Annotated in this window: 11 protein-coding genes; all 11 read left to right on the top strand. The window is 64.7% G+C overall.

Annotation, left to right across the window (positions count from 1 at the left end):
• The first annotated feature begins 74 nt into the window (after positions 1-74).
• On the top strand, positions 75-569 hold the full coding sequence (locus ACOXXX_RS18330; RefSeq protein ID WP_422828061.1) for a hypothetical protein: 495 nt from the start codon (positions 75-77) through the stop codon (positions 567-569).
• Between the two features lie 47 nt (positions 570-616).
• Entirely contained in the window at positions 617-1,951 is a 1,335-nt protein-coding gene (locus ACOXXX_RS18325) for a hypothetical protein (protein WP_422828060.1), read from the top strand.
• 84 nt (positions 1,952-2,035) lie between these two features.
• Positions 2,036-3,310, top strand: coding sequence for a hypothetical protein (locus ACOXXX_RS18320; RefSeq protein ID WP_422828059.1), 1,275 nt, complete (start codon positions 2,036-2,038; stop codon positions 3,308-3,310).
• A 129-nt stretch (positions 3,311-3,439) separates the two neighbouring features.
• Complete coding sequence (locus ACOXXX_RS18315; protein WP_422828058.1) at positions 3,440-4,666, top strand: hypothetical protein; 1,227 nt, start codon at positions 3,440-3,442, stop codon at positions 4,664-4,666.
• A 52-nt stretch (positions 4,667-4,718) separates the two neighbouring features.
• The gene (locus ACOXXX_RS18310) at positions 4,719-6,101 is read left to right on the top strand and encodes a hypothetical protein (RefSeq protein ID WP_422828057.1); all 1,383 of its coding nucleotides are present in this window, start codon (positions 4,719-4,721) and stop codon (positions 6,099-6,101) included.
• Between the two features lie 143 nt (positions 6,102-6,244).
• Positions 6,245-7,519 (top strand): hypothetical protein, encoded by a 1,275-nt coding sequence (locus tag ACOXXX_RS18305; protein ID WP_422828056.1) that lies wholly within the window; start codon positions 6,245-6,247, stop codon positions 7,517-7,519.
• 115 nt (positions 7,520-7,634) lie between these two features.
• Positions 7,635-8,906, top strand: coding sequence for a hypothetical protein (locus ACOXXX_RS18300; protein ID WP_422828055.1), 1,272 nt, complete (start codon positions 7,635-7,637; stop codon positions 8,904-8,906).
• Between the two features lie 151 nt (positions 8,907-9,057).
• Entirely contained in the window at positions 9,058-10,197 is a 1,140-nt protein-coding gene (locus ACOXXX_RS18295; RefSeq protein WP_422828054.1) for a hypothetical protein, read from the top strand.
• 224 nt (positions 10,198-10,421) lie between these two features.
• Positions 10,422-11,711, top strand: coding sequence for a hypothetical protein (locus ACOXXX_RS18290; protein WP_422828053.1), 1,290 nt, complete (start codon positions 10,422-10,424; stop codon positions 11,709-11,711).
• Positions 11,712-11,794: 83 nt separating this feature from the next.
• On the top strand, positions 11,795-12,982 hold the full coding sequence (locus ACOXXX_RS18285) for a hypothetical protein (RefSeq protein ID WP_422828052.1): 1,188 nt from the start codon (positions 11,795-11,797) through the stop codon (positions 12,980-12,982).
• A gap of 108 nt (positions 12,983-13,090) precedes the next feature.
• Positions 13,091-14,296, top strand: coding sequence for a hypothetical protein (locus ACOXXX_RS18280; RefSeq protein ID WP_422828051.1), 1,206 nt, complete (start codon positions 13,091-13,093; stop codon positions 14,294-14,296).
• Positions 14,297-14,359 lie beyond the last annotated feature (63 nt).

The following is a 14,359-nucleotide window of genomic DNA, read 5'->3' as shown; positions in this document are numbered from 1 at the left end:
TAGAGGATCCGTTCAGGTGTGTCCTTGCCTGCATTTTCCGCCATGACGGCCACGGTCCGCAGGGGGCGCAGGAGATGCTGAAGCTGTCCAACACCGGCGAGTCGTATTTCACCTTCGAGAATGCCGCCTCGGGCACGACATGGTTCTTCACCCACCAGAACAGCGCCCCCAACCGCTTCATCATCGCCGGCGCGGTGCAGGACGGTCCCGAGATGAGCCTGACCGCCGGGGGGGACCTGACGATCCAGGGCGCGCTTTTCACCGCAGGCTCTGCGCCGCGGGTTGTGACCGGTTTTTTTGAGCAGGATTATCCGCTGCCCACGATTGCCGAACAGGCGCAGATGATGCAGAACCTCAGACACCTGCCCAATGTCGGCCCCACGCCCGAAAATGGCCCCTTCAACATCACCGCGATGACCGGCGGCATGCTCAACGATCTGGAGAAAGCGCATCTATACATCGCCAGCCTGCATCGCCGGATTGAGGCCGAGCAGAGCCGGAACGCCACTCAGGAGACCCGCATCGCCCGGCTGGAGGCGCAGCTTGGCGCGCTTCTGACTCAGCACTGACCCCGGACACCCCACAGAGAACTTCGCCCCCAGGAAAAAGCGATCCCATGCAAAACACCACGATCAAAGCCCTGACGCTCGTCGCAGGCACCCTTACCCTTCCCGGCGCGCTGCAGGCCGATATCTTCCACTCCGGCACCGGCTCGATCGACGGCTTTCTATGCGTCGGCCCCGAATGCGACGACTACTCGGCAAGCGGCGACCGCACCCTGGTGCTCAAGGAGGATTCCATCGAGCTGGTGTTCGAAGACGCGTCCGACGCGCCCTTTCCCACCAATGACTGGAAAATCGAAATCAACGACAATTTCCAGAACGGGGCGGATTACTTTGCCATCAGCGACGTCACCGCGAACCGCAGGATGTTCCGTCTGAATGCGGGCGCACCGACCAACAGCTTTGTCCTGGCCAACAGCGGCAATCTTGGTCTGGGCACATCGCTGCCACAGGCCGACCTGCACATGGTCAGCCCGACCGATGCCTTTATGCGGTTGGAGACGAATAATTCCGGAAACTATGCATGGGATGTCCTGGGCAACAGGATCAATTTCATCATCCGCGACGTGATCACCGGGGCGCTGCCGTTCCGGCTGTTTCCCGGTACGCCGAACGGCATGCTGGTGGTGGAACCCGACGGTGTGGGGATCGCCACCAACGACGGATTGAACACTGTCGATGTCCGTGCCGCCCTTGACGTGAACGGCGACGCGCTGGTGCGCGCCGACCTTGAGGTGACGGGCGATATCGGCGTCGGCACCGACATCCCCATCGCCCCTCTGCACGTGACCCGCGCCGACAACAGCGCACGCCTGCTGATCGAGGATACCGGTGCGAGCGGCGCGCAGGAGATGCTGAAGCTCAGCAACAACGGCGGGTCGTATTTCACCCTCGAAAACATGGCTTCTGGCACGACCTGGTTCGTCACCCATGAAAACGCCGGTGCCAACCGGTTGATCATCGCCGACGGCGTGGCGGATGGGCCGGAGTTCACCCTGACCGCGGGCGGCGACGTGACCATTCCGGGCAACTTCATCTCGGGCAATACCACGCTCAATGTGCCGGATTACGTGTTCGAGGACAGCTACGCGCTGCGGCCGCTTTCCGAGGTCGCGGAGTTCATCGGCACCAACCGCCACCTGCCCGATGTGCCTTCGGCGGCCGAGATCGCGGCGCAGGGCCTCGACATGACCGACATGCAGATGCGGCTCTTGAAGAAGGTCGAGGAACTGACGCTCTACACGCTGGAGCAGCAGGAAATCATCGACACGCAAAAGCGCCGGTTGCAGGCGCAGGAGGCCGAAACCGCCGATCTGCGGGCGGAACTCGCGGCCCTGCGCGGGCTCGACGCACGGCTCGCACGGCTCGAGGCCGCGGCGGCGGAGTGATCGCGGCCAGCCGCGGTTTGCTTTGCCGCATGAGCGGTCTCGGCTATGCTTGATCGGGTATTCCAGCCGACCCGAGGATTTCCGATGACCGACAAGCTTTGCCTCCTGCCCCTCTGCCTTGCCCTTTCCCTGCCCCTGCCTGCCCTCGCCCAGACCGTGCTGTCGGGCGATCACAGCGTGGACGGCCGTCTGTGTGCGGGCATCGACTGCACAGGCTCTGAAAGCTTCGGTGGCAGCCTGAAGATCAAGACCAGCTTTCCCCGCCTCATTTTCGAGGACAGCAGCAATGCCCCCGCGCCCACCAACGATTTCGCAATAGAGACCAACATCTCTGGCGGCGAGTATTTCGCCATCGAGGATGTCGAGACCGGGCGCGATCTGCTGCGGCTTGAGGCGGGCGCGCCGGAAAATGCGATCTATCTCAGCAGCTTTGGGTGGCTGGGGCTGGGCACCAGCATTCCGCAGGACCGGCTGCATCTGGTCGGGACCGGCGGCAATGTCATCATGCGCCTGACCGCAACCGGCGTGGGGGGCGAGACTTCGTACCAGCTGGGCGTCGACAGTTCCGGCTTCCGCCTCACCGATCTCGCGTCGGTCCCCCTTGCCGTCGACACCGGCGCCGACGATGACGCGGTGGTTCTGCGGGACGGCGAGCTGGCCGTGAACGTCGGCAATTCCGGCTACGATTTCCGGGTGCACAACGATGCGGGCGAGGCGGCGCTTCTTGTCGACACCACGAGCGGCGCGGTGGGTCTGGGCACCGGCGCGCCCGCCGCCCCGCTGCACGTGACCCGCGCCGACGGCACCGCATCGGTGCTGGTCGAGAATACCGGCAGAAGCCCCTCGGCGGTGCGCGAGATGCTGACCATGCGCAACAACGGCGGGTCGTATTTCACGCTCGACAACACCCAGGCCGGGACGACCTGGTTCTTCACCCATGAACAGGCCGCCCCCAACCGCTTCATCATCGCCGACGGCGTGGCCGACGGGCCGGAGATGTCGCTGACGGCAGGCGGCGATCTGACCATCCCCGGCCAGCTTTTCACCGCCGGGTCCTGTGCGGCGGGCTGCGACCGGGTGTTCGACGAAGACTACCCGCTGCCCTCGATCGCCGAACAGGCCGAGATGATGCGCGATCTCAAGCACCTGCCCAATGTCGGCCCGACGCCCGAGAACGGCCCGTTCAACATCACCGCCATGACCGGCGGCATGCTCAACGAGCTGGAGAAGGCGCATCTTTACATCGCGCAGCTCGACGATGAAAACACCGCGCTGCGCGGCGAAGTGGACAGCCTGCGCGCGGAACTGGCCGGGCTGACGGCGGCGGTCGCGGCGCTGGCCGCGGGGCGCGGCGACTGATCCCGGCGCCGCGCGGTGCAACAGATCCCGCCCGCACCCCCCCGTGCCGTGCCCCGGTGGGCGTGCGCGAATAACAGCCACCCCGGACGATCGCACGCCCTGGCCAAGCGAACACCACAGGAGACAGTCATGACCCGAATTGCCCCGTTTCTCTGCACCGCCGTGCTGGGCGTCACATGCGCGCCGACGGCACAGTCCGAGGTTCTGTCCTCCACCAACCCCACGATCCGCAACAACCTGTGCATCGGGCTGGATTGTAACGCCGCCGAAAGCTTCAGCGGCAATTTCAACCAACTGGAAGTCAAGGCCAACAACACGCGCATTCTGTTCGAGGATACATCAACGCCCGGCGGCAGCTTTCCCACGCACAACTGGGCGATCCAGGCCAATGACCGGTTTTCCGGCGGCGAGGATCAACTGCTGTTCGTCGACGCCGCAACCGGCGCCGAGATCCTGACGATCAAGGCCGGGGCGCCGACCTCGACGATGGTTCTGGACGACAATGGCCGGGTCGGCCTTGGCACCGAATTGCCCACAGCCGATCTGCACATGGCGTCCTCCAGCACCGCCAAGATCCGCCTGCAAGAGACCACCTCCAACGCCGATTGGGAGGTCAGCGTCGGCAATGACGGCATCGGCTATTTCGAACGCAATGCCCTATCCTTCCCGTTCTTCGTGGAAAACAGCGCGCCCAATAACGCGCTCTGGGTCGAGGAGACCGGCGATGTGGGCATGGGCACCAGCAACCCCATGGCGCCGCTGGACATCCTCAGCGACAGCCCCGCCGCCAATGACCTGCAGGGCATCCTGGTGCGGAACACCAGCGGCACGACCGCCACTCGCGGGTTGCTGACCATGCGCAACAACGGCGGGTCGTATTTCACGCTCGACAACACCCAGGCCGGGACGACCTGGTTCTTCACCCATGAAAACGCGCCGCCCAACCGGTTCATCATCGCCGACGCGGTCGCCGACGGGCCGGAATTCACCCTGACCGCGGGCGGCGATATCACCATTCCGGGCAACTTCATCTCGGGCGCCACCACGCTCAATGTGCCGGATTACGTGTTCGAGGACGGCTACGCGCTGCGCCCGCTGTCGGAGGTGCAGGCCTTCATCGCCGAACACCGCCACCTGCCGGACGTGCCCTCGGCAGACCAGATCGCCCAGGACGGCCTCGACATGACCGCCATGCAGATGCGACTCTTGCAGAAGGTCGAGGAGCTGACGCTTTACACGCTGGACCTGGAAAGGACCAACCGGGCCCAAGAGGCCCGGCTAGCGCGGCAAGACGCCCGGCTGACCGAACAGGCGGCACGGTTGCGGCGGCTCGAGGCCGCGCAGCCCCGCCGGTAGCCCCCTCGCGGGCCCCGCCCCGTACCCTGCCGACCCCACGAAAGGAATGCCGATGCCCCACCTCCGTGCAACCGCCCTCCTGTGGCTGACCAGAACCGCCATGCTGGCGCTTTCCGCCCAGGTGGCGGGCGCGCAAGTGCTGTCGAACGCCGATGCCACGATCCGCAACAGCCTCTGCCTGGGCGCCGATTGTATCGACGATCCGGTCTTCGACGAACCCGATGAGACCGATAGCAATATCGCGACGCTGGAGCTGAGTGCCCTGCGCACGCAGATCCATCTCAACGACACCTCCGCGCCGTCTTTCCCGACCTCGGACTGGTTCATCCGGACCAATGATTTTTACGACCCGCTTGCGCAGGGGGGAGAGAATTTCTTTTCCATCCAGCAGGATCGCGGATTCAACGCGACAAGCCGACCCTTCACGATCGAAGCCAGTGCCCCGACCCATGCGATTTATGTGGACAGCAGCGGCGATATCGGGCTGGGCACGCGGGAACCTCTGGCACCGCTGCACGTGTTGATCGCGCCCAATGGCGCTTCTGCAGATGCCGGTGTGCTGGTCGAGCGCATCCCCTTCGATCTGGGTTCACAGGCCTATGACATTTACATCGACACGGCTGGCCAGCTGGGACTGGTCAACCGTACGGCAGGCCTCACGCCCTTCGCCATCGACGTCGGTGCGCCGGACGACGGTCTGACCCTCGAAGCGGACGCGCTGCGGCTGAACGCGGGCCAGGCGGATTTCGGTCTGCACTATTCCTCGGCGCAGAGCCTCGACGCGCTGTTCGTGGCCGGCGACAGCGGCAGCATGGGGCTGGGCACCGCCGCCCCGATCGCCCCCTTGCACATCTCGCGCAATGACGGCACCGCCGCGGTGCGGGTGGAAAATGCCAGGTCCAGCCCGCCGGCCCCGCGCGAGATGTTCGCGATGGTCAACAACGCGGGCTCCTACTTCACGCTGGAGAACACCCGTGCCGAAACCAGCTGGTTCTTCGTGCACGAAGACGCCGCCCCCAACCGCTTCATCATCACCGACGCGGTGCCCGACGGGCCGGAGATGACGCTGACGGCAGAGGGCGATCTGACCATTCCGGGGCAGCTTTTCACCGCAGGCAGCTGTGCGGCGGGCTGCGACCGGGTGTTCGATGCGGATTATCCGCTGCCGACCATCGCGGAACAGGCCGCGATGATGCGCGATCTCAAGCACCTTCCAGCTGTCGGCCCCACCCCCGAGGATGGCCCCTTCAACATCACCGCGATGACCGGCGGCATGCTCAACGAGCTGGAAAAGGCGCATCTTTATATCGCCGAGTTGGACGGCGCGCTGACCGCCGAGCGGGCGCGCAACGCCGCGCAGGAGGCCCAGAACGCCGCCCTGGCCGCGCGTGTGTCCCGGCTCGAGGCGCTTGTCGCGAATCTCGCGGCGCGCTGAGGCAGGGCGAAAGATTTGACAGGGCAGGCTTTTGCCCTGTTAACCTTTGCCCCACCCGCCGTCCGGGGTGGCGGGATTTCAGACCGTTCCATTTGTCGCGCCGCGCCCCGGCATAGGCTGGCGCCCTTTTCGGGAGCCCGCCGATGATCCATCCCCTCTTTCCCAGCCCTTTTGCCTTCGGCCTCGTGTCTTTGGGCGCCGCCCTGACGGCCCTGCCCGCTACGGCGCAGGACGTTTTCAGCAACGGCGTCACCATCAGCGACAGCGACACGGGCAGTGCCGCGCTTTATGTCCAGGACGATACCGTGCTCGACGATCAGGTCTGCATGGGCTTCAGCTGCGTACGGGCGGAAAGTTTCAGCACCGACTACACGCTCAAGATCAACTGGTCACGCCCCAGCATCCAGTTCATCGACAGCTCCACCGACAACGGCACCCTTCCATTCCGCGACTGGCGGCTCGAGATCAATTCCACGCTGCCCTTCTCCAACGGCGGCAGGGAATATTTCGCGGTGCGGGATCTGGACAACAATTCGGTCCCGTTCCTGATCGAGGGGGGCACGCGGAGCAACGCGCTTTATGTCCAGAAAACCGGTAACATCGGGTTGGGCACGATGTTGCCGCAGGCCAATCTGCACATCGCCGATTCTGGCGGCGATCCGGGCATCCGGTTCGAGGATACCGGCTTCAGCCCCTATTCCTGGTATCTCTCGGGCGACAGCTCGGGCTTTTATGTCTCCAACCCGCAGACCTTAGATATCCCCTTCGAGATAAGGGCCGGAGCGCCGGATAGCGCCCTGCACATCTTCTATAACGGAAACATCGGCCTGGGCACCGCCGCCCCCAACGCCGCCCTGCACGTGGCGCGCAGCGACAACACCGCGCGGGTGCTGGTCGAGGATACAGGGGCGAGCGGCGCACAGGAACTCTTCAAGCTATCCAACAACGGCGGGTCGTATTTCACCTTCGAGAACACCGATGCGGGCACCACCTGGTTCTTCACCCACGAGGATGCCAGCCCCAACCGCTTCATCATCGCCGACGCGGTGGCCGACGGGCCGGAGATGTCGCTGACGGCGGATGGGGACCTCACCATCCCCGGCCAGCTTTTCACCGCCGGCTCCTGTGCGGCAGGCTGCGACAGGGTCTTCGATGCGGATTATCCGCTGCCCACGATCGCCGAGCAGGCGGCGATGATGCGCGATCTCAAGCACCTGCCCGCCGTCGGCCCGACGCCCGAGGATGGCCCCTTCAACATCACCGCGATGACCGGGGGCATGCTCAACGAGCTGGAGAAGGCGCATCTTTACATCGCCGAGCTCGAGGCGCGCGACCGGGCGCTGGCGGCCGAGAACCACGCCCTGCAACTGCGCGTCGCCCGCATCGAGGCGCTGTTGACGCGCCGCGAAAGCCGCTGATGCCGCGACAGGATCGACCGCAGACGCGCCGTATCCGTTCATTTTCAACCCTGTGGCCAGGCGGGACGCCCTGTCAGGCCCTTGACCGCCGCAGTCTTTTCCAAAGGAGATTTTCATGACCCGTCTGTTCCAACCCGTCCGCCCGGCGCTGGCGCTGGCCGCACTGATCCTGTCCAGCCAGGGGGCAAGCGCCCAGGTGCTGCAGGCCCTGTCGGATGCCACCATCCGCGAAACCCTCTGCGTCGGACTTGGCTGCCCGGACGACCCGACACCGATCCTGCCGGACAACGCCTCCGGCGGTCTTCATATCATGGACAACCGCACCCGGATCGATTTCGTCGACACCTCGACCACCTTTCCCGGCAACGACTGGGCGCTGATCACCAATGACATATCGTCTAGCGGCGCGAACTATTTCTCGATCCAGGACACCACCGCCTTTCGCATCCCCTTCCGGATCGACGCGGGCGCCCCGACCAACGGGTTCCGCCTGGCCAGCGACGGCGATGTCGGCCTGGGCACGGCGCTGCCGCAGACCGACCTGCATGTCGTCGGCAGCAGCTCTGCCGGGCTGCGCCTGAACGCCACCGACACGGGCACCGTGATGGGCAACGAAGCCTTCGAGCTGTCGGTCAGTGCCGGGGGCCTCAGCCTGATCGATGTCGGCAACTTTTCCTGGGTGCCCTTCCGCGTGGCCCTGGCCACACCGCCCGGGGCGCTCGAACTGCTCTCGGGCGGGGCGGTGATCAACGCCGACAACCGCGACTACGATTTCACCCTGTGGGGCGACACAGCGATGATCCTGCACAGCAATGCCGCCAACAGCCGCCTGGGGCTGGGCACCTTCGGGCCCGAGACCGCGCTGCATCTGCAGCGCAACGACGGCGCGGCGGCGATCCTTGTGGAAAACACCGCCCTCAGCACCGCGGCGGCGCGCGAGATGTTCAAGATGCGCAACAACGGCGGGTCGTATTTCACGCTCGAGAACACCGACAGCAACACCTCCTGGTTCTTCACCCATGAACAGGCCGCGCCCAACCGGTTCATCATCGCCGACGCCGTGCCCGACGGTGCCGAGATGAGTCTGACCGCGGGCGGGGACCTCACGGTGCAGGGCAACTTCATCTCGGGTGCCACCACGCTCAATGTGCCGGATTACGTCTTTGGCCCCGACTACGCGCTGCGGCCGCTTGCGGAGGTTGCGGCGTTCATCGGCACCAACCGCCACCTGCCCGACGTACCCTCGGCGGCCGAGATCGCGGCGGACGGCCTGGACCTGACCGACATGCAGATGGCGCTTCTGAAAAAGGTTGAGGAGCTGACGCTCTACACCCTGGAACAGGAGGACCGGATCGCCCGGCTCGAGGCGGCGCTGGCCGCGCGTTGACCCCGGATCGCGGCGCGGGCGGGCCTGGCCGGGACCGACCAGACGGAACTGACATCTTGACCGACCCCCGCCCCGGGGGCGATAAATCCCGGCATTGCAGGGGGTCCCTGCTCTTTAGAACGCCCAAGTCTTTTTGACAGGAGAATTCCAGATGACACGATTTTCCCCGATCCCCGCCGGTGTGGCGGCGGCCCTGTGCCTGCTGGCGACGACCGTCGGCGCGCAGAACGTGATCAATTCCAACACCACGATCTACAACAGCCTCTGCGTCGGCTTCGACTGCGCCAACAGCGAAACCTACGGCGCCGACACGATCCGCCTGAAGGAAAACAACCTGCGGGTCCATTTCGACGACACCTCGACCGCCGGCAGCTTTCCCAACCAGGACTGGCGGCTCGAGGCCAATTCCAACGTCAACGGCGGGGGCGAGTATTTCCGCATCGTCGACGCCACCGCGAACCGCAGCGTCGCCACCTTCGAGGCCAACGCCCCCAACAACGCGCTGGTGATCGACAGCGGCGGCCGCGCCGGGTTCGGTGTCGCCAATCCGGTGACGGAACTGCACACCAGCAACGGCGACACACCGACCCTGCGGCTGGAACAGAACACCTCTTCGGGCTTTGCCGCGCAGACCTGGGACCTGGCCGGGAACGAAACCAGCTTCTTCCTGCGCGACGCCTCCAACGGCTCGACCCTGCCGTTCCGGGTGCGCCCGGGCGCGGACAGCAATTCGCTGGTGATCGACAACGACAACAACGTCGGCGTCGGTATCCTCGATGCCACCGCCGCGGTGCACATCAACCGCACCACCGGCGGCGCGCTGGATGCGGTCAAGATCGTCAACAACGGCGGGTCGTTCATCACGATGGAGAACACCAGCACCGGGAAATCGTGGTTCTTCACCCATGAGAACAACGCCCCCAACCGCTTTCTGCTCAGCCATTCCAGCACCGGGCTGGTGATGACGCTGACCGAAGGCGGCGACATGGTGCTGACGGGCGATCTGACCACCACGGGGGCTGTCTGCGGCGCGGGCTGCGACCGGGTCTTCGATGCCGACTATCCGCTGCCCAGCATCAGCGAACAGGCGGCGATGATGTTTGAAAACCGCCACCTGCCCAATGTCGGCCCCACCGACGAGGACGGGCCGTTCAACGTCACGCAGAAGGTGGCCGGAATGCTGAACGAGCTGGAAAAGGCGCATATCTACATCGCCACGCTCAACGACCGGCTGGCCGAACAGGACCGCGCCCTGGCCGCCCTGCGCGCCGAGGTCGCCGCGCTGAAATAAGCCGACCGCCGCCCCCGCGCGCGGGGGCGGCATCGCGCCCCTCCCCGACCGGGGCGCGGGCTCGACCGCTTTGCCACCGCGCGCCCCCCGCGCGACACCGCCCCGGGCAGTCGGGCGGGGGTGCGCAACCCTGGGCAGAACAACACCATGTTTTCCTTGTGAAATAGCCATGTGCGGCTAGGCTTTCCGGCATTCATCCCAAGGTCTTGTCAAAGGATTTGCCCATGCCCCGCCTTTTGCCCGCCCTCGCCCTGTGCGCCCTGCTGCCCGGTGGCGCCAGCGCCCAGACCCTTTTGTCAGGCGATCACAGCGTCGATGGCAGGCTGTGCGCGGGCCTCAGCTGCACCGCTGCCGAAAGCTTTACCGCCACCGAGGCGCTGCGGCTCAAGGGCGCCAATGTGGGCATCCGCTTTGTCGACGACGACACCACCGGCTCGAATATCCCCAACGACGATTGGGAAATCCGACTGGGCGACAGTTTCGCCAATGGCCAGGAATATTTCGGGGTGGTGGACATCTCGACCGGGCGCAAGGTGTTTCACATCGGCAATTCTGCGCCCGAGAACGCCTTTTTCATGGCCGAGAACGGCTATATCGGGCTGGGCACCAGCCTGCCGGAAACCGCGCTTCATATCGAAACGTCCATCAACGAGGGGCTGACGATCAGCAGCCCCACCACCGTCGGCCCACGACAGGCCTTTGAAATGTATGTCAATCTCCAAGGCGGATTTTCCCTGAGCAACCGCACGGAAAGAGCCTTGGTATTTCTCATCGAACAGGACGCACCCTATCTTTTCGAGGCCAATGCGACCAAGTTCCACGTCAACCCCGTGCCCTTCCTGTCGACGGTGGACTTCCAGGTCAGTTCCGACGAAGGTGTGGCCCTCTTCGTCGAAAATACCGACGGCAACACCGGTATGGGCACCACCACGCCCGCTGCGCCGCTGCACATCCTGCGCGCCGACAACAGCGCGCGCATCCTGATCGAGGACAGCGGCAACAACGGCGCGCAGGAGATGTTCAGGCTCAAGAACAACGGCGGGTCGTTCTTCACCTTCGAGAACGCGGCGTCGGGCACCACCTGGTTCTTCACCCACGAAAACGCCGCCCCCAACCGCTTCATCATCGCCGACGCGGTGGCCGATGGCCCCGAGATGTCGCTGACGGCGGACGGGGACCTCACCATCCCCGGCCAGCTTTTCACCGGCGGCTCCTGTGCCGCGGGCTGCGACCGGGTGTTCGACGCAGACTATCCGCTGCCAAGCATCGCCGAACAGGCGGCGATGATGCGCGATCTCAAGCACCTGCCCGCCGTCGGCCCGACGCCCGAGGACGGCCCCTTCAACATCACCGCGATGACCGGCGGCATGCTGAACGAGCTGGAGAAGGCGCATCTTTACATCGCCCGGCTCGAAGAGCGGCTCGCTGTTCTGGAGAGGGACCGCGATGAGATGGCCGACCTGCGCGCGCAGGTCGCGGCGCTGTCGGAAGAGATCACCGCCAGCCGGAAATAAGCCTGACAGGACCAATGACTCCAGGGTCTGATTCCGGCGCCCGCTGTTGTATACTCCGGGCATTTCGCAAAGGAGTTTGAAACATGCGCCTTACAGCCCTGACCACTGGACTGGCCCTTTTCGCGGCCCAGGCCCCCGCCGACAACATCATCAATTCCAACACCATCATCCAAGACAACCTCTGCGTCGGCGCGGCCTGCAACGATCCTGAAAACTACCTGGGCGGCGAGGCCACCGTCCGGTTGAAGGACGTGTACACCCGGCTCGAATTCATCGACACCTCCACGCCCAGCGGCGATTTTCCGTCGAACAACTGGCGGCTGCGGGCGAATGATAACTTCCAATTCGGCAACGAGCTTTTCGCGGTCGAGAACCTGTCGGAGAACACACGGCCCTTCGCCCTGCTGGGCGCCGCCCCCACCAACAGCCTTGTCGTCGCGGAGGATGGTCAGATCGGCTTTGGCACCTTCATGCCGCAAAGAGAGCTGCACATCGTCTCGACCACGTCGCCGACCCTGCGCATGGAACAAAGCGCCGCGGGCGGCCTGCCTGCGCAGACCTGGGACATGCTGTTCAACCACGGCAACATCTACATTCGCGATGTGAACCTGGGCACGACGCCGTTTTCCATCTTCAAGAACGCGCCGACCAATTCCATGCGCATCACCCAGGACGGCAACCTCGGCAACGGCACCGGAACCCCCGTCGCGTCGCTGCACATCCGGCGCGACAATGGCACGGCCAAGATCCGGGTGGAGGAGGAAACCGGCATCAGCACCGCGCGCGAGATGCTGGAGATGCGCAACAACGGCGGATCCTATTTCACATTGGCCAACACCAACTCCGGCACCACCTGGTATTTCACCCATGAGAACAATGCCCCCAACCGCTTCATCATCGCCGACGCCGTGGCCGACGGGCCGGAGATGAGCCTGAGCGCCGACGGCATTCTGACCGTGCCGGGCGGGTTCGTGGTGAACAACACCACGCTCAACGTGCCGGATTACGTGTTTGAACCGGACTACGCGCTGCGCCCCCTCAGCGAGGTGCAGGCCTTCATCGACACGCATTCCCACCTGCCCGACGTGCCCTCGGCGGCGGACATCGCCAAGGACGGCCTCGACATGACCGACATGCAGATGCGGCTCTTGCAGAAGGTCGAGGAGCTCACGCTCTACACGCTCGAACAGGAGGCGCGGATCGCCGCGCAGGATGCCACCAACGCGGCCCTGCTGGCCCGTCTCGAACGGCTCGAAGCGCGGGAGCGGTGACGCCGCACCACGCGCGTTGACAGGTTTCCCGAAGGCGTTAACCTTTGTGCCCGCACCGCCCCCGGGGGCGGACGCATTCATTTTCAGAATGTTCAAAGGAGTTTTTTCATGTTCCGCCCGATTGCCAGCAGCGGCGCGCTTGTCCTTTTCCTGTCCTCCGCCGCGCAGGCCGACCAGGTCATCACCGACGATCTCATTGTCACCGGCAACATCTGCGCAGGCGAAAACACGTGCCAGAACGGGGAAAGCTTCGGCGCCACCGACATCAAGATCAAGGGATCGATCCCCGAGATCCAGTTCCACGACACCACGAGCGGTGACAGCATCTGGACCATGACCGTCGACGACACCTCCTCGGGGGTCAATAACGGCTTTTCGATCAAGAACGAGAGCCTGTTCCGTTACCCGCTGGTGATCGATGAAGAGGCGCCCAGCAACGCGCTTTTCATCAGCGACGACGGCAATATCGGGATGAGGACGTCCATTCCGCAATCGAACCTGCATATCGTCGACACCGGCTTTTTCGGTGAGGCCCGCCTGCGCCTCGAGGAGAATACCGGCACGCCCTACATCTGGGACCTGAGGGGCAATAGCAGCGGGTTCTATCTCTACGATGCCACGACATTACGGCTGCCCTTTCAGGTCCGTCCGGGCGCGCCCTCATCTTCCATAGACATCGACAGCGACGGCAATATCGGCATGGGCACGTCCGCCCCCGCAGCCCCCGTGCACGTCCGGCGCACCGACAACAGCGCGCGGGTGCTGGTCGAGGATACCGGCGCGTCGGGCGCGCAGGAACTGTTCAAGCTCTCCAACAACGGCGGGTCCTACTTCACCTTCGAGAATGCCGCCTCGGGCACCACCTGGTTCTTCACTCACGAAGACGCCTCCCCCAACCGCTTCATCATCGCCGACGGCGTCGCCGACGGGCCGGAGATGACGCTGACGGCGGATGGCGACCTCACCATTCCCGGCCAGCTTTTCACCGGCGGCTCCTGCGCGGCGGGATGCGACCGGGTGTTCGATGCGGATTACCCGCTGCCGACGATCGCCGAGCAAGCGGCGATGATGCGCGATCTCAAGCATCTGCCCAATGTCGGCCCCACGCCCGAGGACGGCCCCTTCAACATCACCGCGATGACCGGGGGCATGCTCAACGAGCTGGAAAAGGCGCATCTTTACATCGCCGAGCTCGAGGAACGGCTGACCGCCCGCGACGACGACATCGCCGCGATGAAAGAGGTGATAAAAGACCAACAGGCGCTGTCGGTCATGCTTGTCGCGCGGCTGGAGGCGCTCGAGACGGCCGACTGACATAAAGCCGGACCCACCGGGCGCCCCCGGGGGCGCCCGATATTTGATTGACAGGAGCATTGC

This window comes from Thalassococcus sp. BH17M4-6 (genome assembly GCF_049323015.1).
Lineage (GTDB): Bacteria > Pseudomonadota > Alphaproteobacteria > Rhodobacterales > Rhodobacteraceae > Puniceibacterium.
This window is presented reverse-complemented; position numbering and strand designations above follow the sequence as displayed.

What these genes read in the sequence shown, in the direction of transcription:
- ACOXXX_RS18330 (WP_422828061.1), top strand. Translation starts at nt 75, where the DNA reads ATGCTGAAGCTGTCCAACACCGGCGAGTCGTATTTCACCTTCGAGAAT.
- ACOXXX_RS18325 (WP_422828060.1), top strand. Translation starts at nt 617, where the DNA reads ATGCAAAACACCACGATCAAAGCCCTGACGCTCGTCGCAGGCACCCTT.
- ACOXXX_RS18320 (WP_422828059.1), top strand. Translation starts at nt 2,036, where the DNA reads ATGACCGACAAGCTTTGCCTCCTGCCCCTCTGCCTTGCCCTTTCCCTG.
- ACOXXX_RS18315 (WP_422828058.1), top strand. Translation starts at nt 3,440, where the DNA reads ATGACCCGAATTGCCCCGTTTCTCTGCACCGCCGTGCTGGGCGTCACA.
- ACOXXX_RS18310 (WP_422828057.1), top strand. Translation starts at nt 4,719, where the DNA reads ATGCCCCACCTCCGTGCAACCGCCCTCCTGTGGCTGACCAGAACCGCC.
- ACOXXX_RS18305 (WP_422828056.1), top strand. Translation starts at nt 6,245, where the DNA reads ATGATCCATCCCCTCTTTCCCAGCCCTTTTGCCTTCGGCCTCGTGTCT.
- ACOXXX_RS18300 (WP_422828055.1), top strand. Translation starts at nt 7,635, where the DNA reads ATGACCCGTCTGTTCCAACCCGTCCGCCCGGCGCTGGCGCTGGCCGCA.
- ACOXXX_RS18295 (WP_422828054.1), top strand. Translation starts at nt 9,058, where the DNA reads ATGACACGATTTTCCCCGATCCCCGCCGGTGTGGCGGCGGCCCTGTGC.
- ACOXXX_RS18290 (WP_422828053.1), top strand. Translation starts at nt 10,422, where the DNA reads ATGCCCCGCCTTTTGCCCGCCCTCGCCCTGTGCGCCCTGCTGCCCGGT.
- ACOXXX_RS18285 (WP_422828052.1), top strand. Translation starts at nt 11,795, where the DNA reads ATGCGCCTTACAGCCCTGACCACTGGACTGGCCCTTTTCGCGGCCCAG.
- ACOXXX_RS18280 (WP_422828051.1), top strand. Translation starts at nt 13,091, where the DNA reads ATGTTCCGCCCGATTGCCAGCAGCGGCGCGCTTGTCCTTTTCCTGTCC.